Here is a 21573-nt window from a genome sequence, read left to right on the forward strand (position 1 = left end):
AAGGGCGTCCTCAAAAATCGAGGACGCCCTTTCCCTTTTTATCTACATTTCAATACGGTCAGTTATTTGGTGCTCACAAAGTAACATAATAATTTGGTGGACCGAATATCCTCATGAGTTACGTTATTAGTCAGCTTCAATGGATCACTGCTATGAACTTCGATGAGATCATTAATGGCAATTGACAGGATAAACTTATCACTAGGTTGAATCTCATACCATGTCGAATAACTAGAACCCCAAACAGCCCTATTTGGTAAAGAATGTTTTACTGAATCGGAGACATAAACCGGCACACCAACTAATTGGTTGTCCTGATGTCTTCTAAAAATATCAACACGAAGCATACTTCCATTTAGAGCGAGGCCTGTACCATTTCCAACCTTCACTGGCAATGTAATAGGCTTCGATATTTTTACATGAGAAACAATCTGTTTTTGATTACCAATCATTACTTCAAGCTTGTTAGCGGGAAAAGGCTCTGATCCTTTACTATTAGTTGAACTTGCCGATTTTTTCTCAGCTTTGTTCGCCTTAAAATTTGCAAATGATTTCAGTCTTTCTTTCAAAGCTTCATAAATCACCTGGTTACTCCCGTCAGCTTCTAAAGCATAGCCTTTGATTGCGTCATTCTTCTCGTCGTACTTCAATGAGTTAATCGGCACCCGAATTTGCCCCATTCCAGTGTCAGCATAAATCTTGCTGGAATATATTTTTTCTTCATGTGCGGGCCCAGTAACTCTATGGTTTGAAGTTCGAATAACCATAGCAGGCTTTAACTTATTGATCTCTTCTTCAGAATAATGTTCCCAATGATGTCCAAACATTAATTTGGCCGGGTCACTAGATAACCGGTCAAGAAGTTCATCACGGAAATCCAGCCATGGTTGTGGAAACATCTTAATACGATTTTGATATTCACTGGCTGTTGCGCCACTAAATTTTTTATCTCGTTCAATCTGCCAAAACTGCTTGCTATGCTTAGTTTCTTGTTCCTCACTATACTCCGTTAACTGCCTGATAAATTTGGGCGTAATACAACCTAACACAACAGCATCTACAGCGTGGTGCAAATCTGAAGCTTGCCGATTCTTAGAAATGCCGTAGCGCTTTCGAATATAGGCGGTAGTCGCACCATTGATAGTTACGACCGGACTTTTGAAAACGCCAGAAAATGAGATGTTCTGGCGGAAATATTGGCCCAGCACACGATTAATATAGCCAGTATCATTAATGTTTCTAGACTTCCAAGCTCGCCGATCTTCCTCAGTAAAATGTTCCTTTAGCAGGTTCTGCCGTTTACGAGGGTTCTTAATGTTTGCCAATACACGGGTTCTAAATTCGTCAGCAGCTGTTTCACTAGTTCCCAAGTATTCCAACGGAGTTTGATTAGCTTTTGCCTGATTGCAATGTGTAGCCGTCACAACTTTATTCGTGAAACTGTCATTAAAGCTTTTAGAATAGGCAACGATGTGGTCAACTTGAAAACTATTATCTGAAAAAAGATTCTCCGAATTAATAGGTCGCCCAGTGTAGAGATCTATACCATGTTGTTCGTCATAGAGCTTTTGCTTAGTTATATTTATTCCATTTACTGGAATACCATTTTCTTCAAGCTTTCCGGCCACAATATTGTTCTTGCTTGCATTACTATCTTGTTGCTTTTTAATCTCAGAACGCTCTTTAAAATTATGTTTAATCTCACGAGTTAATTCAAGATGAATAGCGTCTGGATTGCCATATCGATTAATGACCGCTTTAACTACCTTTAATGTTTTAGCAATTGCACGGCTGACTACTGGATTTTTGATGTTGTTACGGAGATATTGTCGATCAACCTTGTTATTTTTGAAATCGTAACCGGCCTTGTCAGCAGCATCATTGTAGATCATTCCTTGCTCAAGGTACGGCAGAATTGCCTTCATTGTCTTCAATGAAAGGTGACCAAATCCTTTGGCCTGCAATGGCAACAATTGATCAATTTGATTTTCATTAAGACCCAACCTTGTTAGTTCCGTCTTTCGCTTGGCATCCCCTTTAAAGTATGAAAGAGCCGTCCCAATTTGATCAACAAGTTCTGAATCTGCTACGAGCTCATTAATAGTAGCCAATCCGTTTTTCTTAAAGAAATACTTGTTCTTTTCTACGCTCCCAAAAGTCTTTTTAAGATCATAAGTCACTAAATTAAAACGGGCTTTTTCATCAAGTGACAACTTTTTTCGAATTTGAGCAAAAGTTAGAGATTTTAGGTTGGTAGCCTTCAAAATAACCTGCCGCTGATCCACTGTTAATGGAAGATAAGACTGACCAATTGCATAACGGATTTGCAAATTATTTAAGTCAGAAAGAAGTTTAAATCTGAAAAAAGTATTTGTCAGCTTAGCAGCACGTTTTTCATTGGGATCCAGGGAATCAATACCAACCATTCGTTCAATTAGATTTCCGCCGAAACGACTAGGGCTCGCGGGACCCTCATCAAAATCACGCTGAGATTCAAAAATCGATAAATAGGATTTGGAAAAGTCCGAGGTAAGTTGAGCATTGCCTAGTTCCCTTTGCTTAGTAATAATCTTATTAACTTCAGCAACCAACCATTTTCGAAGCGGATAGATAGTGGCCTCTTCTTGATAATCTTTATTATGTTTTCTTAACTGGAATTCAGGAAGATCAGCCATCATTGTTCCCAATGACTCAAAATCACTAATTCTCTTCTTATTTTCGTTAATATTCGAAAGAACCTTCTTATCTTCCTTATCCTTTGAATCTTTAGATCCCACTACCTTAAGCTCTGACCGCCGGTTTGATTTAAAACCTCTATGCCCAGCAAAATAATACAAAACCTCAAAGACCTGTTCATTACTGATTGGTTCGGTCAAAGCTAGCCTCCGCAATTTCCAGATGTCTTGGTGGGGAGCCTTTTGAGATAAGAATTTAGAAATAAAAGACTTATTAACTAAACCTTCCCGAAGAAATAATTGTCTAACTCGCAACTTTCGGAATTTGCTCCGGCGATTGTTCCTTCTACTACCACGATGTTTTCGTGTATCTGTTGCTAGAGACGCTCCGTTTTTGGGGTTCTCAGGCTTTGAAAAAATAACTGTGTTTAAGCACAGAATCTTGTAAGGAACTCCTGTTGCATCAGTCGCTAAAACCGCGTAACCAATCGAGGTAATACCAATATCCAAGCCTAAAATGTATCCCATTAAAGAGCGCCTCCAATAAAATTATATAAACAGATGACCCCCGCAAGTTAACTTGTGGGGGTCAGAGCTGCACGGAAAATGATCACCTGAATGACCATTTCCTTACTTTAAGTTCCTCTCAAATTAGGGTATAAAAGAGAAAACTATTATGTCTTTCGACACTATTGAGTATAGCACCACTGGAATAGTTTGAAAAGTCTATTATGAAATCGGTTACAAATTTAATTATATACGCTTTCCGTCACTCACCTAGTATGTTCTCATATAATTCTGCCCACCTAACAGAGTACAAACTCAAATAAAGGAGGTATTTTATGCGAACGTTGCTTCATTGGTAGCGGCAGTTTGAATATCGGTTAACTCATGCGATGGCACAACTTGTCGGATAGACGGCCAGAAATGTATTTTGATTTCAACGACACCCGACTTATCAAACAAATAGGTGCAATAACTAGTGTTCTCTCATGCACCCCTTGAAAATCAGTAAATATAGCTTTTGTGTAAACCGTTTTCTTTTATTTTAAATTCTATATGTAAGCGCATTTATCTAAAAGCACCTAAAGAAAAGCACAATCTTCGCGTCTTTACCTACGAAAATTGTGTTTTATGGTACAAGCCTACTTTAAATTTTTAATCACGCGCGCTGGATTACCGCCGAGGACCACGTTGTCGCCAAATGATTTAGTCACGACCGCACCGGCCGCCACGATGACGTTATTCCCGAGGGTCACGCCAGGGCAAATGATGGCCCCACCGCCGACCCAGACATCATCGCCCAACGTGACGGGCTTGCCAATGCCCATGGCCCCATTACGCCGAAGCTTGGGGTCGGCCGGATGGTTCACCGAATAGATCTGAACTTTGGGCCCCAGCAGGCAGTGCTTGCCGATTCGGACCGGCGCCACATCTAAAATCGTGCAGTCATAGTTGGCAAAGAAATCATCACCCACATAGATGTTATACCCGTAGTCACACCGGAACGTAGCGTGAACTTCAACGCCCGCACCCGTCGCACCAAATAAGGCCTTCACCCGTTGCTCACTGGCAGCCGGGTCCGATTCACCTAACGCATTCAAGGCTTCGACCTGGTCGCGAGCCACGCCGCGTTCAGCGACTAGCTCTGGGTCGTAGACGTTGAAGAGTTCACCGGTGATCATTTTTTGTTTTTCACTTTTAGCCATAATTCCTCCATTTTCCCGGTTCCGGGTTAAACGAGTGTTTATTTCGCCTCCGGACTGGTGAAAATGGGCCTCGTCGCGTCCGTTCCCGGCGGTGAGCTCAAGCCGCCCTGCTGTGGGGCCGGTTCCAGCCAAGGAACGGGCTTCCACCTCAACTTTGCGCCTAAAAACCGGTCGCAAAGGTTGTCCCGTGGACTAGGCTGAAAAAAAACTTCAGCCAAGACCACCGACACAGCTGGTCGGCTTGGCTCACCTCTGGTCACTACCACGACTGGCCCATTTTCACCAGCCCTGCGGCTAACACTTGTTTAGCCCGTTACCGTGTCATTCTTCTTATTGTCAATGACTTGTTTGTTATTTTGAGATGACCTTATTTATTCTGTTGATGCTCACGCATTTTACTTGTAGGTGTCGCGATACTTGTTAGAAACAGCATTGCTCAGAACCGTAAAATTACTAATCCATGCCGCCGACAACGCACAATCCCTTACACACCCCACCCTGGCCACTTTTCTTAACGTTTGTGAGCGACCAGAGGCAACCTTGCGGACGCAGCTGTGTCGATGGCATTGGTCGGGGTTCTTTCCCGACCTAGGGCATGGGACGACCTTGGAAACTCGCGCTTCTCAGCGAGGTTTCAAGGCGAGACAGAGGACCGCCCCTCAGGCCGCAGTCGGTCCCCACAGCAGCGGGAGCAAGGCTTGCCGCCGGGAGCGCAAAGAACAAGCGATAAGAAAAGTGGCCGTCCGCCTTACCGGCGAGCGGCCACTCCTTTTCAATCAACTTTACTTAATGAAAGCCTTGGTCATGCCAACCATGGTAGCGTAGTCTTCCATTTGTTCTTCCGTCAAGGAGAAGGAAAGCATGGTGTGGTGACCACCACCGGCCTTCATCCATTCCAGGGCACCGGTCTTCAAGCCAACCTTTGGCGTCCAGAGTTGCTTAGCAACTGGCAACTTAGGCGTTTCAGCTTCTGGCTTGTTCGCGTCTACGGCGTAACTGATCATCTTGAAGCCGTCACGGAAGTCCGCAACAGTGACGTCAATGGCGTCACCTTCGGAACCAGTGAAGACCAAACGAGCAGGGTCAGCCTTACCACCGATGTCCAATGGGTGAACTTCAACGCGTGGCTTGTCGGAAGCGATTGAAGGGTCAACTTCCAGCATGTGAGAACCGAGGATGGCTTCGTGGCCCTTCCGCAGATCCAACGTGTAGTCTTCCATGAAGGCCGTCCGGTCGTTGTGGGACATAATCTTCATAACCCGGCCCAAGGCAGCGGTCTTCCAGTCACCTTCAGCACCGAAGCCATAACCATCACGAATCAACAATTGTGCGGCTAAACCAGGAAGTTGTTCCATCCCCCAGAGGTCTTCGAAGTTCGTGGTGAAGGCCGTGTAACCGCCCTTTTCCAAGAAACTCTTGATTCCCAGGTATTGCTTCAATTGGACGCGAACAGAGTGGGTGTATTTGTCAGCATCGTTATCGCCTTGAACCATTTCGTAACGAGATTCGAGGTCGGCGTATTCCTTGTCGATGTCAGCGTCAGCAACCTTGCTGATTTCTTCAACTAAATCACCGATACCGTAGTAGTCGACAGTCCAGCCCATCTTGATCTGTGCTTCAACCTTGTCACCTTCAGTAACGGCAACGTTACGCATGGTATCGCCAAAGCGCGCAACCTTAACCTTGAAGCTTTCGTTGTAAGCGACGGCAACGTCTTCCCAACGCGCAATTTGTTCTTGCACGTCGTCGTCACCCCAGTAGCCGTAAACAATCTTGTTGTTCTTTTGTAAACGGGCGTTGATGTAGGCGTATTCGCGGTCACCATGGGCACTTTGGTTCAAGTTCATGTAATCAAAATCGATGTCGGCGTAAGGAATGTTGTTCAGGTATTGGGTAGCCAAGTGCAGCAATGGCTTTTGTAATAATTCCGTCCCACGGATCCAGTTCTTGGCTGGGGAGAACGTGTGCATCCAAGTGATCACACCGGCAACCTTGTCGTTGTAGTTAACTTCCTTCATGAAGTTCGTGATACTTTCAGCGGTCGTCATGACATCCTTGAAGACCACCTTGTAAGGCAACTTGCCGCTAGCGTTCAACTTGTCGGCGATGTCTTGGGCATCCTTGGCAACGGACTTCAATTGTTCTTCACCATACAGGTGTTGGGAACCGGTAACAAACCAAAATTCATAATCTGGAACTGATAACATAATAATGACACTCCTTTTAATTTTTTATCTTTAAGTTTCGTTTGACAGGTTAAGCTGGCCGCCTCCGAGACGGTGAAAACTCACGATACCCCAGAAGAAGCTGAGCGTGCGACTGACTATGACAATGACTGTTCAATGAACGACAGTCACTCCGCGTCGTCATATCGTTGCCGCCGAAGCCAAGTAGGTACAGAATCCCGTGGTAGTGATGTTAGGCCGGCGTTCTTCCGGGCTTACATCACTGGATGGGGTCAAGCCTCACGCCTTTGTGAGGCTTGGACCCAAGGCCGAAGACCGCTCTTTGGCTTCGGCCGTGCCTCATGGGATGGCGTACCTACTTGGCGAGGCATCCAGGTAAGGATATTACTCGCGAGCAGCATGTTCCTTGGACTTGGCGTTGTTTTGGCCGTAGTAGGCGTTGGCGCCGTGCTTGCGAAGATAGTGCTTATCCAGCAAGTACTGTGGCAACTCACGGTTAGCCCGCGTCAACTGGGCCGTGTGGTAGTCTTCTTCGGCAACCACTTCGAGCACCTTGGCGTTGTAAACGGCCTTGTCCGGGGTTGGGCCCCAAGCGAAGGGACCGTGTTGGCTAACTAACGCAGCGGGAACGGCTTCGTAGTCGATACCCCGTTCGTTAAAGGTCTTCACGATGGTCTTCCCCGTGTTGCCTTCGTAGTCTTCTTCGATTTCTTCCTTAGTCAAGGCATCGGCGGCCGGCACGTCACCGTAGAAGGTGTCGGCGTGCGTCGTGTTCATGGCTGGAATATCCATCTTAGCAGCGGCAAAGGAAACGGCCCAAGGTGAATGGGTGTGCACGATCCCACCGATATTTGGAAAATGGTTGTACAGGTACGTGTGGGTTGGCGTGTCACTGGAAGGGTTCATGTCCCCTTCAACGACCTTGCCATCGGCGACACTCACAACAACCATGTCTTCTGGCTTCAAGTCGTCGTATGCGACACCGGAAGGCTTGATGACGTATAGGCCCTTTTCGCGGTCAATCCCGGAAACGTTGCCCCAAGTGAATGAGACCAGGCCCAGTTTTGGCAAACGCATGTTGGCTTCGTAAACTTCTTGTTTTAAATCTTCAAGCATATTCTTTCTCCTTAACTATCAGTGCTTAATCGTCCAGTAAGTCGACGGCCTTGCCTTCAACGGGTAAGGCGGCCTTGTAACCGGCGATAAATTCATTCGAGCCTTGCACACCAGCTGGGTCAGGGTCGACCGTGGTGCTGTCGGGATTGGCAAAGACCTTGTTGTCCAGGAAGTCCTCCAACGTTTCGTTGGTATCCTTGTCCGTGACGTAGAAGCCAAGGACTGCCATCCCCCAAGGACCACCCTCGCCGGCATTACTGGTGACGGTGATTGGCGTGTTCAACGAGTCGGCTAAGACCTGTTGCCCCACCTTAGGCGTCCGGAACAGGCCACCCTGAGCAATCAAGGAATCCAAATGAATGTGTTCCTCGTTAGCCAGGATGTCCATGCCAATCTTCAATGGGGCAAATGCAGCGTACAACTGCGTCTTCACGAAGTTGGCCAAGGTGAAGTTGCTGTTCGGTGTCCGGACAAACAGTGGCCGGCCAGCTGTCATCTTGGTGATGTTTTCACCGGAGAGGTAACTGTAGTTCAACAGGCCCCCGGCGTTGGCATCGCCCTCCGTTGACTTGTTAAATAACGCCCCGTACAATTCGTCGGGCTTCAAGTCAACCCCAATCGTTTGGGCAAATTCCTTAAACAGGTTGACCCAAGCGTTGATATCGGAAGAACAGTTGTTGGTGTGGACCATGGCAACTGGCAGACCAGTTGGGGTTGTGACCAAGTCGATGTCGCGGTGAACGGCCTTCATGGGTTGGTCCAAGACCACCATGGAGAAGGCTGACGTCCCCGCGGAAATGTTCCCGGTCCGTTCGCGAACGGCGTTGGTACCAACCATCCCGGTCCCAGCATCCCCTTCAGGCGGTGCCATCACGCTACCGGCGGTCAGGTTGCCATTCGGATCCAATAACTTGGCGCCATCGGTCGTTAAGTTACCGGCCGGTTGACCCGCTAAGAGCACCTTGGGCAAGATTTCCTTGATATCCCAGTGGTACTGCCGCACGGACTTAACGTCTCTGAATTTTTCTAATAATTTTTCATCATAATCTTTGGTGTAACTGTCGATTGGGAACATCCCGGAGGCATCCCCGATTCCAATGACCCGTTCACCAGAGAGTTGCCAGTGTACGTAGCCGGCCAACGTCGTGAAGAACGTCACGTCCTTGACGTGGTCCTCCTGGTTGAGGATAGCTTGGTACAAATGAGCGATACTCCAACGTTGTGGCACGTTAAAGTCGAATAAATCCGTCAGCTCATCGGCGGCCTGCGCCGTGATGTTGTTCCGCCAAGTGCGGAATGGCACCAGTAGCTCATCGTCTTCATTAAAGGCCATGTACCCGTGCATCATGGCACTGACCCCGATTGACCCGATTTTGGTCAACGGAACGTGATACTTCGTTTGTACTTCCGCAGCCATTTCTTGGTAACTGGCTTGAATCCCGGCCCAAACGTTTTCCAAGGAATACGTCCAAACGCCCTTCTTCAACTCGTTTTCCCAAACGTAACTGCCCGAAGCAATCGTTTTAAAGTCGGGAGTGACTAAGACGGCCTTGATCCGCGTGGAACCCAGTTCGATCCCCAACGAGATGTTACCGCTTTCAACATCCTGAATAATATTCTCCGCACTCATGCGATTAACCTCCCTAGCGCTGTTGGCTAGTTAATTCTGTAACTTATGACTCAACACAAGAATTGTACAATTTTTATTCGCATAAATCAAGAACAAATTATATTTGTACGGATTATTCGCCTAATTCAATCGTATCAAGGGGTTTAGGTGTCTATAATTCTTGCTAGGCTGAAATTACAGCAAGATTATCGTCCATAAAATGGAAGATAACTGGGTGAAACTGCCCTATTTTCGCCAAGACCGACGTCCAAAAGATTGGTTGTTTCCTGGATTATGTACTTATCCGGATAAGTAATCATTCCAATTCGCGGTCGTCTCTGACAATTCACGGCATGCGTTCCTTAATTTGCCGAATCCATTTTGGCCACAAAAAAGCGAACCCGGCAGTTTCACCAAGTTCGCTCGCTCATACTCATTATTGATCAAACCAGACGACTATTCCCCGTCCGGCAGCTTAATCGCTGAATGACGCTTCACAATTTCTGGTTGGTACGTGATATTCTCCACCTGATCATGGTTCAGCAGTTTGATCATGGCGTTGGCCGCATCGGCCCCCATACGTTCCTTCTCGTGATTCATGGTCGTCAGGGACGGCGTGAAGTATTCCCCAATTTGATAGTTATCAAAGCCCGTGACCGAAATATCTTCCGGGACCCGGACGCCGTTAGACTTCAAGTAGTCGATCACATGAATCGCCAGCTGGTCGTTGTAGCAGACGATGGCGGTTGGCGCCTCCGTTTGCTGCAGGTAGCCGTTGATACGCTCGTAGATTTTCTCGGATGATTCCCCCGATTGGTACATGATGATGTTACTCATATAGGAATACTCGGGATGCTCCTGGTAGGCCCGGACAAATCCGTTCATCCGATAGACCCCTTGGATATCATCCACCTGGAAGATTCCCAGGATACTCTTATGGCCCAGCTCAAACAGGTAGCGCATCATGTTCTGCTCGGCGGTCAGGTCATCGGTATCCACGTAGGGAAAGTCCAGCTTGGGATAGTGCGCGTTGATGAACAACGTCGGCAACTCATCATCCTTGATTTCCTGATAAAGATCCTCGTTGGGATTGGGCAAGGCACTCTGGGTGGGTTCGATAATCAGCCCAGCCACCTTGCTGTCCAACATGTTGATGAGGCTCTTGCGCTCCTTATCGTGCATGTTATGCGTGTTACTGATCAAGATTGAGTAACCGGCCTTGGACAACACCTGGTCGATGCCAGAAATGATATTCGGGAATATGTAGTCCGCGATATGGGTGGTGATGACGCCAATCAACTTGGTATCGGTTGGCGTTGACCAATCCTTATGCCAGTCCTGGACGAACATACCGCCCCCTTGAATCCGGTAAATGAAGTGATCACTTTCCAGATCCCCCACGGCCCGGCGCACCGTGTAGCGGCTCACCGCGTATTGTTTCATTAGCTCGGACTCCGTCGGTAGCTTTTCATCCACCTGATATTTGCCCGAGATGATATCTTCTTTTAAGCCATCTTTGACTTTCTGATATTTATTTTCCATGTTAGCACCTCATCAATGCACTTATTCTACCGGTTTTCGGCGGCCGTTTCAAATAAATATCATAATAATCGGAATTCATTAGACAATTAACTATAGAAGGCAGACAACGCAATATTCTGATCATGGTTGCCAAATCCCTGACCGAAAATAGTACAGCCACCGGACTTTTTAGCATCTTTTTTAACCTCGAAACGAATGGTCCAGGTCTCCTGATCCGTTGGTAAATCATCCAAACAAACATCGGTGAAGGGTTGCCCATCCAGATAGGTGCCGTGGTCCGTGACCCGCAAGATTTTGAGAATCCCATACTGGTTAACGTTGTCCGGCACCCAGTCGGGCGTATACTTCCCACGGATATCGGAAAAGTCGCCGGGACTCCGCCACGTGCCAATTTCCTTACCATTAATGGAAAACGTAATGTCGGACGGCCAGGTATTGTTGGAGAACGGAAATTCCGAGCCCAACTCGACGGACAGGTCGAGCATCTCCAGGTGCTCCCCCCGTTGGAGGAAGTTAGGCGTGCGGTACTCGACATACCCATCGTTGAACCAGATCATCCCGGCATTCATCCGCTCGGGAAACATGAAGAACTTGGGATTGTCCACCTTGCCAATGTAGCCATCAGGACCGGCCAACCCACACGACGGCTGCACGGAGTACTCCGTGTAGTGGCCAACCGGGATGGTGGTCTGGTGAACCTTGAAGTCTGGATAAATGGCCTGAGGGAACTTGACCTCAATCGTGTCGACATGTAAGGAAGAAATCTTCTGGTGACCAACCCGCTTGCTGGCAATCAGCCCGGCCGTCTCCAGCTTGCGCAGGTGTTTGGTGACGATGGCACTGCTTAAATCCAAATGACCAGCTAAATCCTGCACACTCATCGGTTGACCGGACAACAATTGAATGATTTTCAATCGGACGGGACTTGCCAAGGCCTCGTAGACCGGTAAAGATGTTTCTGTTAAGTCTAATTGCATCGTAATGCGCTCCTCTTCACAAAGTTTTTTGCTCTTTAATATTTACCATTAGGTTAAGTAAATCAAAACTAATCGGCAATGTATCCGCTAACATTTAATATTATAGTTAATCCAGCCACGAAAAACAAACTTTTTTGTAGAAAGATTAACAAAAGTGGTTGACAGCGTTTTCATCCGGTTGTATATTTCATATGTACTTATTTATTAGGATTTATTTGGAAATAGCAATTTTAAGTCCTTACAAATTATTCAGCCAAAGGAGAGATTGATTTAATATGGTACAAGCACAGGATTACATCAACCCACTCATTGTTCAACGGGCAGATCCTTACATCTACAAGCACACTGATGGTTACTACTACTTCACTGCTTCCGTTCCTGCCTACAACTTAATTGAAATTCGCCGGGCAAAAACCTTAAACGGGTTGGCCAACGCTGCACCCCGGACTATCTGGCGTAAACACCCAGATGGTAGCGGTGCCATGAGCCAATTGATCTGGGCACCCGAATTACACTACATTGATGGTAAATGGTTCATCTACTTCGCCGCTTCCCATACCAAGGAATTCGACCACAACGGGATGTTCCAACACCGGATGTACTGTATTGAATGCGACAATCCAGATCCCATGCGTGACGAATCCGACTGGATCGAACATGGCCGGGTTGAAACGCCAATGGATACCTTCGCTTTAGATGCTACGGTCTTTGAAGCCCAAGACAAGTTGTACTACGTTTGGGCCCAAAAGGATCCCGCAATCAAAGGGAACTCCAACATCTACATCGCTGAAATGGAAAATCCTTGGACGCTGAAGAGCAAGCCAGTGATGCTGACGAAGCCTGAATACGACTGGGAAACGAAGATTTTCTGGGTCAACGAAGGTCCTGCCGTGTTACACCGTAACGGTCGGTTCTTCCTCACCTACTCCGCCAGCGCGACCGACGAAAACTATGCCATGGGCATGCTGAGTGTTCCTGAAGATACTGATTTGCTGGACGCCGCCAACTGGACCAAGTCCAAGACGCCTGTTTTCCAAAGCAACATGCCAATTCACCAATTTGGCCCAGGTCACAACTCCTTCACGGTTGCCGAAGATGATAAAACCGATATCTTAGTTTACCATTGCCGGAACTACACCGACATCAAGGGCGACCCACTGTATGATCCAAACCGTCACACGATGGTTCAGCCGTTCACTTGGAATGATGATGGCACACCAAACTTTGGCAAGCCAGTTCCATACAATTACAAATAGGGGCGAAATAAAAAATGGATAATGCAAAAACTGAATCAAAACATTTCTGGGGGTTCCCATTCTCTCACTTTAGTTACTTCTTTATCTGGGCTGTTGTCAACGGGTATTTAACCCTTTGGTTGGAACAAGTTGCTCACTTAAACGGGACTGAATCCGGGATGATTTTCTCCATGATGGCCGGGATTTCCTTGATCTTCCAACCAGTCTTTGGGGTTGTTTCCGATAAGTTACTCTTCAAGAAGACTTTGATCTTAACGATTTCTATCGTCGGGATCTTCATCGGGCCTTACTTCCAATGGGCCTTCATGCCACTGCTGCACATTAACACGGTATTAGTTGCCATTGTGACTGGGACTTTCCTCAGTTTCATCTTAAACGGTGGTGTTTCCGTTATTGAACAATACGTTCAACGTGCTAGTTTAGCCAACGGTTTCGAATACGCCCACTCTCGGGTTGGGGGTTCTGTTGCCGGGGTTGTTGCTTCATTAGTTGCCGGCCGGGTATTCCTCTGGAAGCCAAACTCAATCTTCTGGGCATGTACCATTGCTGCTATTATTTTAACTGGTTTACTGATTTTCTCTGACAAAGTTGATATGGACAATGCCTCCGCTGCCGGTGATACTTCCGACTCTCTGGACATGAAGACGGTTCTTTCCGTGTTCAAGATCAAGAACCTTTGGGTTTTGGCTATCTTCTACATGGGTGCTTCTGCCTTGTTCGATGTCTTTGACCAACAATTTATCATCTTCTTCAAGACTTTCTTTGACACGGCTGCTCAAGGGACCTTGGTTTACTCTTACATGAGTTCCGCCCAAACGGCCATTGAATTCTGCTTAATGTTCCCAATGCCTTGGATCATCAACAAGATTGGTTCTCGGAATGGGTTGATCATCTACGGGTTCCTGACTTGTATCCGGATCTTAGGGTCTGCTTTATCCCCTAACTGGATTTGGATCGTCGGCTTCCGTCTGTTGGCTGGTCTGGAAATGCCATTGCTGTTAACTTCTATTATGAAGTACATCGCTGGTGCCTTCGATATTCGTTTGTACGCCACGGTTTACGCCCTCGCGTCGAACTTCGCTAAACAGATTTCCGTCTTCATCTTCTCAACGGTTGCTGGGAGCATGTACGACAAGATTGGTTACCAACACACTTACGTTATCATGGGTGTCGTTGTCTTCTTCATTACCTTGTTCGCTGCCTTCATGTTGAAGAAGGAAGACCCTGTCCAAGCTGGTGAAGTTGAAGCACCTGACGACGCTAAAACTGAAACGGCGACGACTAGTCAAGAATGACCGTCAACGCTTAAGTAATTAGATTTGAAATGGAGGGGAGGCCAATCGCGGCCGCCCCTCTTTTCTTTGGGGTTTTCGCGGATGTTGTCTGCGCCTCCGGGCTGGTTAAAATGGGCCGGGACGCGGGGCTGTCCGTTCCCGCCGGCGAGCTCAAAGTGCCCTGCTGTGGGGCCGGTTTCCGCCTGAGGACCGGGCTCCCACCTCAACTTTGAGCCAAAGATCGGTCTCAAAGGTTGTCCCATGGACTAAGTAGCGAAAAACACGCTACTTAGTCCATCGACACAGCTGGTCACTTTGGCCCGCCTCTGGTCACTAACATCCACCAACGTGGTCCATTTTCACCAGTCCTGCGGCTTACATCCGCGTAGCCCCTATTCGCGCTTTATCACTAATCAACGGGCATTCTGTAGAACTGTGATAGACGTCTGCACTCCTGTAGACGTCTATCACGCGTAAACACATACCCTATTCACCTATAACTGACACATACCTAATTAGGAGGAAAACTTCCATGCAAGGAAAATTAATCGTCGACCCCACCAATCAGATTTCTAAAATCGATGACCGTGTCTTTAGTGCTCTGATTGAGCACCTGGGCCGCGGCGTCTACGATGGGCTTTATAACCCGGACAATCCCCTGTCCGATGCCAATGGCTTTCGGCAGGATGTGGTCAAAGCCGTTAAGGACCTCAATATCGACCTGATTCGATACCCCGGTGGGAACTTTGTTTCTGGCTACAACTGGGAAGATGGCATTGGGCCGAAAGACCAACGACCAACTCGGTTGGATCTGGCTTGGCGGAGTATTGAGACCAACCAGTTTGGCCTTCACGAATTCATGAACTGGACGAAACAGACCGGCACGCGACCCGACATGGCCGTTAACCTGGGGAGCCGTGGCATCGACGCCGCCCGCAACCTGGTTGAATACTGTAACTACCCCGGTGGCACCTACTGGAGTGATCTGCGGAAACAAAACGGCGCCGAAGAACCCTTCAACATCAAGACCTGGTGCCTGGGTAACGAAATGGATGGCGACTGGCAGATTGGTCACAAGGACGCTGAAGAATATGGCAAATTGGCCCACGAAACGGCCAAGGTCATGCGGCTGGTTGACCCCGACCTAGACCTAGTCGTCAGCGGAAGTTCGACCCGGGAAATGGCGACATTTGGCAGCTGGGAAGAAACCGTCCTCGACCACACCTACGACGACGTGCAATACCTCTCCCTGCACCGTTACTACGATAATGAGGAAAACGACCTCCACAATTTCTTGGCCAAATCCGTCGACTTCGATGAGTTTATCAGTGGCATCGTTGCCGTATGTGACGCCGTCAAGGCCCGTAAACATAGCGACAAGACACTCAATCTGGCTCTGGACGAATGGAACGTTTGGTACCACTCCCACAAACAAGATGATGAGACCGCACCTTGGCAACAAGCGCCCCATTTGTTGGAAGACCACTACAATTTTGAGGATGCCCTAATGGTCGGGACCATGTTGATCACGCTGCTGAAGCATGCCGACCGGGTAAAAATTGCCTGTCTGGCCCAATTGGTCAACGTGATTGCGCCCATCATGACCGATGACACCGGCATCTGGCTGCAGTCCATCTTCTTCCCGTTCATGCAGGTATCCAAGTACGGTCGCGGTATCGCGCTCACCCCTAAGCAAACGGCGGACGCCTACGACAGTAAGGACTTTACCGACGTGCCGTACCTTGACAGCCTAGCCGTCTACAATCCGGAACACCACGAAGTCATGGTCTTTGCCGAAAACAAGGGTGAAGATGCTATGGACTTTAGCACTGAACTGCGAGGATTCACCGCGCAATCCGTGATTGAGGCCACCCAATTTGCCGGCTACGACATCAAACAAACCAACGAAGATCAGGTCATGGCCATCGAACCTAACGACCACGTCACCCTGACCGACAACACCTTGCAAACCACGCTCCAACCCCTTTCCTGGAACATGTTCCGAATTCAGGTTGCTAACTAAACCTGTCTTATTAAATGAGCGACTAGCAAAAAAGATTCGCATCCGCAACTTTGCGCGGACGCGAATCTTTTGGTTTTCTTTTATTTTTTTGATACATATTTGCGTTCTTACTGAACCTTCTCCGGCTGGAACCGGCCCCACAGCAGAGCAGCTTGAATTCACCGCCGGAAACGGAAAGTCGATCCCTTTTCATCCTTACAAATACTGAGCCGTCACCGAGCGTTCAGCCTGGTGGATGCCGCTAACGGGACCTTCGTACAGGACCTCGCCACCCTTGTTCCCGCCGTCCGGACCGATATCAATCAACCAGTCCGCACTGCGCATGATGTCTAGGTTGTGTTCAATAACCAGTACCGTATTGCCCTTATCCACCAGGCGATTAATAATCTGAATCATCACCTTAATGTCTGAGGGATGCAGGCCGGTAGTCGGCTCATCCAAAATGTAGAGATTCCCACGCTTGTTGAGTTCCTTGGCAATCTTCAACCGCTGACCCTCCCCACCGGACAAGGTGTTCAGGGGCTGACCAAGTGCCAGGTAATCCAGGCCGACATTGGTCACGTGGGTCAACTTATTCACCACTTTGGTACCGGCAAAGAAGGTCACCGCCTCCTCAACCGTCATGGCCAAAATTTCAACGATGTTCTTGCCCTGATAGGTATAGGTCAACACCTGCGGATCAAAGCGCCCGCCGTGGCACAGCGAACAGGTCACCGTCGCATTTTCCATAAATGACAAGTTCAGTTCCACAACACCCTTGCCACCACACTGGGGACAAGCACCCTTGGAGTTATAACTGAACAGACTATCACTCACGTCATTGGCTGTGGCTAACAGTTTGCGAATATCATTCATCACGCCGATGTAGGTCGCCGGATTGGAGCGACTGTTAGCGTGTAACGGCCGCTGGTCGATTTGAATGGCGTCCGGCTGGTCGTGGGCAAAAGCCTGCTCGACCAGCGTACTCTTCCCAGAGCCCGCCACCCCGGTCACGACGGTAAATAGCCCGGTCGGTACCCGCAAAACGGCATCCTTTAGATTATGCCGGCGACTGGGTTGGCTGGTCAGAAAGGTCGTTGGCTGCCGTGGATTGGAATTAATTGGCAACGTTTGACTCAAAAAACGACTGGTCAGGGTATCTGCCTTGAGTAGTTCCGGATAGGTTCCGGTGAAGGTGATCTCACCCCCATGAATCCCGGCGTGCGGTCCGACGTCGACCACGTAATCGGCCACCTTGATGACGTCCGGGTCGTGTTCAACCACGAGCACCGTGTTGCCGTTATCTCGCAGGCGGCAGAGCAAGTCATTGAGCCGGTGAACATCGCGGGGATGCAGTCCCGTGCTGGGTTCATCAAGGATGTACAACAGGTTCGTCAGACTATTGGCCAAATACTTGACCGTCTTCACCCGCTGCGATTCCCCACCGGATAACGTGGTGGTCTCTCGTGTCAGGCTGAGATAGTCTAAGCCGACGTCGACCAGGCTTTGAACCCGCTCGCGAATGCTGGTGATCAGTCCCTGCATCCGCTCGTCCGTAAACGTCGCTAGTGTGATCAGCAACTGGTCCAACTGAAGGTCCGTCAGCTCAAAAATATTAAACCCATTGACCTTGGCGGCTAAAACCTCTGGTCGGTAACGTTGGCCATGACAGGTTGGGCACGTCTGCATGGTCGCAAACTTTTCAATTTTCTTGCGCGCACCCTCGCTGATGCCCGTGCTGGTCTTTAGATTTTGTCGATAGAAGAGACGCTCGATGCCCTCAAACGTCACGTTCATCTGTGCTCCCCGGTAATCGACCGTTAAGGGCTTCTCACCGTTCATCAGCTGGTCCATTTCGGCCGAGGTGAAATCTTGAACCGGCTTATCGAGGTCGAAGTACCCGCTGTTCGCAATCATTTGAAAGTAAAAGCTAGTTGCCCCGTACCCGGGTAGCTGGATGGCCCCCTCGTTCAGGGATTTCGTAACGTCCAAGGCCGCCTCGCGATTCAACACGTAGGTCTTGCCAATTCCCTCACAGTCCGGACACATCCCCGCCGGATCATTGAAGGAAAAGGCGTTACTGGCGTGCCCATACTGGGGGCGACCGAACCGTGAAAAGAGAATCCGCAAGAGCGCGTTGATGTCACTGACCGTTCCCAACGTCGAGCGGGCATTGCCGCCCAAGGGCTTCTGGTCGATCACGATGGCCGTCGACAGATTATGCACCTCATCCACGTCCGGTCGGTGATAGTGTGGCAGGTACAGCCGGGTGAAACTATCATATGTACTATTCAGTTGCCGCCCTGCCTCCTGAGCAATGGTGTCGAAGACGATGGAAGACTTCCCCGACCCGGATACCCCGGTAAACACGGTTAGTTTGTTCTTGGGAATCTTGAGACTCACGTTCTTCAAGTTATTCTCCCGATCATTCACAATTTCAATAAAGTCTGGATTAGACATGGCGACCTCCCGTCGATTGACTAAGTAACTGACAGACTTCTAGATTACCATAGTTGATAGCGTGAACAAAGCGAGACGTCTTGCTCTTTTATGTCGCCAAAAACGGTCAACGATGGCGGGAAAATCCCGTTAATCGTTGGCCGCTTGGCTTTAGGCATTAGGCTTCTTTTGATGATTTTGCTCGTTCTGTCGCCACGTATTCGCGAATGATTGCCATGAACTCTTCGCCGTACTTATCCAGCTTGCTCTGACCGACACCCTTAACGTCGAGGAAGCTCTGGTCATCGGTCGGCAGGGCTTCACAGATGGCGTGGAGCGTCTTATCCGAGAAAATGACAAATGGTGGCTTGCCAATGGCTTCGGCCAATTCACGACGTAAGGCGCGCAGTTGACCAAAGAGTTCATCGTCCTCTGGGGCCAGGCGTTTGACCTGCCGGGCCATCTTCCGGAAGACCTGTTCGTCGCCCTTCAAGACGGCACCACCCTCGGCCGTCACCTTTAACGTGGGGTACTGGCCCCCAACGCTTGCCAGGTAGCCGGCCGCCGTCAGAAAGTCAATCAGCTCCCCAACGGCCTTTTGTCGTTGCCCCTGCATGATGCCGTAGGTGGTGACTTCGTCTAAATGATTCTCGCGAACCCGCTGATTGTGCGCGCCGGTCAGTACCTGTGCCACCACGGCCTTGCCGTAGCGTGACCGTAACCGAATAACGCAGGACAGAATTTTCTGGGCATCCGTGGTGACGTCTTGGGCTTCGCGGTCATCGAGACAGTTGCTGCAGCGCCCACAGGGTTCGGACTCTTCCCCAAAGTAATGCAGAATAAACTGCTGCAGGCATCCCTGCGTGTTGGCGTAGCGGTTCATTACCTGGAGCTTGCGATACGAGCGTTGGCGGTGCTCCTCGTCCATTTCGGATTGATCAATAAAGAACCGTTGAATCTGGAGGTCCGAGGCCCGGTAGAGCAAAATGGCTTCACTGGGCAACCCATCCCGACCGGCCCGACCGGCTTCTTGGTAGTAGGCTTCAAGAGTTCCTGGCACCTGCGCATGAATCACGAACCGCACGTTACTCTTGTCGATACCCATCCCAAAGGCATTGGTGGCGACCATCACCTGGACCCGATCATAGAGAAAGTCTTCCTGATTCTGCCGCCGCACATCTTCGTCCAGCCCCGCATGGTATGGAGCCACGTCAATGTGGTGACGTTGTAAGAGCTTGGTGACCCGGTCGACTTCCTTTCGGGTACTGGCGTAAATGATACCGGCCTCACCCTGGTTGACCTTTAAGTAGTCTAAAATGTACCGGTCCGTATCCTGATCCTTGACCACGGTCAAATTCAAATTGTCCCGGGCAAACCCGGTGTTGACCTCATTAGCCGCATCGATGCGCAGTTGTTGACGAATGTCGGTGGCTACCTGTTCCGTGGCTGTGGCCGTCAGGGCTAAGACCTGGGGATGCGTTGGCAATTGTTCAATCGCCGTGCTCAACGCCAGGTAGCTGGGCCGGAAGTCATGCCCCCATTGGGAAATACAGTGGGCCTCATCGACCGCTAGCAGATCAATTGGCAAACTTGACAGCGCCTGAATAAACGCCGCCGAATCCAACCGTTCGGGGGCAATGTAGAGTAATTTAAAGACGCCGTTGTGTAGGGCGTTCAAACGTTCTTGAATATCGGGCCAGTCCAACGAACTGTTAATAAACGTGGCGGGGATTCCGCTATCGTTTAACGCATCGACCTGATCCTTCATTAAAGAAATCAGGGGGGACACGACCACGGTAATGCCATCAAACAACATGGCGGGGATTTGATAACACAGAGACTTCCCACCCCCGGTCGGCATGATGGCCAAACTATTATCGCCAGCCATCACGTGTTCGATGACGGCCTTTTGCCCCGGCCGGAACTCATCGTAGCCGAAGACTGTTTTTAAAACCTTTTGTGCTGCCGCTAACTCCATCATGTCTACTCCTTATGCTTGTTTCTAATTTCTACGAATTAACTCTAGGCTCCATTATACGCTAGGTTCGCCCGCAATACTCCCCTGGTCGTTAGACTGACAGAACCAAACTTCGGTCCACCTAGCGGGTTAGCCCGTTTTTAGCCATTTTACGTAAATAGTGCAAGTTAGCCTTTTAGTGGAAAAATTTATTCAATATTTTTTCATTTATCCCACAATCCTATTTAGCCGCGATTCGGTGGCGGTTACAACGGTCTTAATTATCTCGTAATTTTCACAATCTAGCCCGAAGATAGTTGACAGGTGAGACAAATGTGCTTATAGTATAGTATATCGTACACAACTTAATTGGAGGCGAGGATACTGTGCAGGATGACTTAACTCTAGCCAATCAACTTTGTTTCTCAACTTACCACGCTAGCCGCTTGCTGGTTAAACTCTATCAACAAGCGCTTCAGCCGTTTTCCCTGACGTATCCCCAGTATCTCGTTCTATTGAGTCTGTGGGAAAATGATCGGCAGCCCCTGCATGATCTAGGTGACCGCCTAGATTTTGGCAGCAATACGCTGACCCCACTGCTTAGGCGGATGGAATACAACGGCTGGCTCACGCGAACCCCCCAGGTCGATGACCGGCGTCAGTTGATCATCAGCCTGACGGAACACGGGCGAACATCTAAGCCAGCCATCTTTGACGCGATTCGAATCTGTGTGGATGCCCAAAACATTGAACCCGCTCAGTACAATGCCGCGTTACAGATGAACCATGCACTCATCGAGAAACTGCAAAGACTGCTAAATTAGCGTTCTT

The 21573-nt window shown here is 48.9% G+C and carries 13 protein-coding genes; 4 read left to right on the forward strand and 9 right to left on the reverse strand.

Features of this window, described 5'->3' with window-relative positions; genetic code table 11:
• Positions 1-62: 62 nt before the first annotated feature.
• The 7 genes from cas9 to EKM84_RS11270 all read right to left on the reverse strand — a co-directional run bounded on the left by cas9 (position 63) and on the right by EKM84_RS11270 (position 11814).
• Entirely contained in the window at positions 63-3203 is a 3141-nt protein-coding gene (gene cas9 / locus EKM84_RS11240; protein WP_125765846.1) for a type II CRISPR RNA-guided endonuclease Cas9, read from the reverse strand.
• A gap of 617 nt (positions 3204-3820) precedes the next feature.
• Positions 3821-4384: a sugar O-acetyltransferase gene (locus EKM84_RS11245; RefSeq protein WP_125765847.1), complete on the reverse strand. Its 564-nt coding sequence runs from the start codon at positions 4382-4384 to the stop codon at positions 3821-3823.
• Between the two features lie 782 nt (positions 4385-5166).
• Positions 5167-6591, reverse strand: coding sequence for an L-arabinose isomerase (gene araA / locus EKM84_RS11250; protein WP_125765848.1), 1425 nt, complete (start codon positions 6589-6591; stop codon positions 5167-5169).
• A 363-nt stretch (positions 6592-6954) separates the two neighbouring features.
• Positions 6955-7686, reverse strand: coding sequence for an L-ribulose-5-phosphate 4-epimerase (locus tag EKM84_RS11255; RefSeq protein ID WP_125765849.1), 732 nt, complete (start codon positions 7684-7686; stop codon positions 6955-6957).
• A gap of 25 nt (positions 7687-7711) precedes the next feature.
• Positions 7712-9316, reverse strand: coding sequence for a xylulokinase (locus EKM84_RS11260; protein WP_125765850.1), 1605 nt, complete (start codon positions 9314-9316; stop codon positions 7712-7714).
• Between the two features lie 435 nt (positions 9317-9751).
• Complete coding sequence (locus EKM84_RS11265) at positions 9752-10837, reverse strand: GntR family transcriptional regulator (RefSeq protein ID WP_125765851.1); 1086 nt, start codon at positions 10835-10837, stop codon at positions 9752-9754.
• Between the two features lie 86 nt (positions 10838-10923).
• The gene (locus EKM84_RS11270; RefSeq protein ID WP_125765852.1) at positions 10924-11814 is read right to left on the reverse strand and encodes an ArsR/SmtB family transcription factor; all 891 of its coding nucleotides are present in this window, start codon (positions 11812-11814) and stop codon (positions 10924-10926) included.
• Positions 11815-12089: 275 nt separating this feature from the next.
• On the opposite strand from EKM84_RS11270, the gene EKM84_RS11275 reads away from it, so the two are divergent.
• From EKM84_RS11275 to arfA, 3 genes are all read left to right on the forward strand, one after another.
• Entirely contained in the window at positions 12090-13070 is a 981-nt protein-coding gene (locus tag EKM84_RS11275; protein ID WP_125765853.1) for a glycoside hydrolase family 43 protein, read from the forward strand.
• Positions 13071-13084: 14 nt separating this feature from the next.
• Entirely contained in the window at positions 13085-14365 is a 1281-nt protein-coding gene (locus EKM84_RS11280) for an oligosaccharide MFS transporter (protein ID WP_125765854.1), read from the forward strand.
• A 511-nt stretch (positions 14366-14876) separates the two neighbouring features.
• Positions 14877-16367: an arabinosylfuranosidase ArfA gene (gene arfA / locus EKM84_RS11285; protein ID WP_125765855.1), complete on the forward strand. Its 1491-nt coding sequence runs from the start codon at positions 14877-14879 to the stop codon at positions 16365-16367.
• Positions 16368-16562: 195 nt separating this feature from the next.
• On the opposite strand, the gene EKM84_RS11290 is transcribed toward arfA, so the two are convergent.
• The gene (locus tag EKM84_RS11290) at positions 16563-18806 is read right to left on the reverse strand and encodes an ATP-binding cassette domain-containing protein (protein WP_125765856.1); all 2244 of its coding nucleotides are present in this window, start codon (positions 18804-18806) and stop codon (positions 16563-16565) included.
• A 157-nt stretch (positions 18807-18963) separates the two neighbouring features.
• The gene (recQ, locus tag EKM84_RS11295) at positions 18964-20766 is read right to left on the reverse strand and encodes a DNA helicase RecQ (RefSeq protein ID WP_125765857.1); all 1803 of its coding nucleotides are present in this window, start codon (positions 20764-20766) and stop codon (positions 18964-18966) included.
• A 362-nt stretch (positions 20767-21128) separates the two neighbouring features.
• Here recQ and EKM84_RS11300 point away from each other — a divergent pair, with 362 nt between their 5' ends.
• Positions 21129-21566 carry a MarR family winged helix-turn-helix transcriptional regulator gene (locus EKM84_RS11300; protein WP_125765858.1) on the forward strand — a complete coding sequence of 146 codons (438 nt, stop codon included), beginning with the start codon at positions 21129-21131 and terminating at the stop codon, positions 21564-21566.
• The last annotated feature ends 7 nt before the right edge of the window (positions 21567-21573 follow it).

The organism is Levilactobacillus mulengensis (assembly GCF_003946045.1).
Classification (GTDB): domain Bacteria; phylum Bacillota; class Bacilli; order Lactobacillales; family Lactobacillaceae; genus Levilactobacillus; species Levilactobacillus mulengensis.

Bases quoted from the DNA above. Each gene is read 5' to 3' on its own strand.
- recQ (WP_125765857.1), bottom strand. From the start codon at position 20,766: ATGATGGAGTTAGCGGCAGCACAAAAGGTTTTAAAAACAGTCTTCGGC.
- EKM84_RS11290 (WP_125765856.1), bottom strand. From the start codon at position 18,806: ATGTCTAATCCAGACTTTATTGAAATTGTGAATGATCGGGAGAATAAC.
- EKM84_RS11270 (WP_125765852.1), bottom strand. From the start codon at position 11,814: ATGCAATTAGACTTAACAGAAACATCTTTACCGGTCTACGAGGCCTTG.
- EKM84_RS11245 (WP_125765847.1), bottom strand. From the start codon at position 4,384: ATGGCTAAAAGTGAAAAACAAAAAATGATCACCGGTGAACTCTTCAAC.
- cas9 (WP_125765846.1), bottom strand. From the start codon at position 3,203: ATGGGATACATTTTAGGCTTGGATATTGGTATTACCTCGATTGGTTAC.
- arfA (WP_125765855.1), top strand. From the start codon at position 14,877: ATGCAAGGAAAATTAATCGTCGACCCCACCAATCAGATTTCTAAAATC.
- EKM84_RS11260 (WP_125765850.1), bottom strand. From the start codon at position 9,316: ATGAGTGCGGAGAATATTATTCAGGATGTTGAAAGCGGTAACATCTCG.
- araA (WP_125765848.1), bottom strand. From the start codon at position 6,591: ATGTTATCAGTTCCAGATTATGAATTTTGGTTTGTTACCGGTTCCCAA.
- EKM84_RS11275 (WP_125765853.1), top strand. From the start codon at position 12,090: ATGGTACAAGCACAGGATTACATCAACCCACTCATTGTTCAACGGGCA.
- EKM84_RS11265 (WP_125765851.1), bottom strand. From the start codon at position 10,837: ATGGAAAATAAATATCAGAAAGTCAAAGATGGCTTAAAAGAAGATATC.
- EKM84_RS11255 (WP_125765849.1), bottom strand. From the start codon at position 7,686: ATGCTTGAAGATTTAAAACAAGAAGTTTACGAAGCCAACATGCGTTTG.
- EKM84_RS11280 (WP_125765854.1), top strand. From the start codon at position 13,085: ATGGATAATGCAAAAACTGAATCAAAACATTTCTGGGGGTTCCCATTC.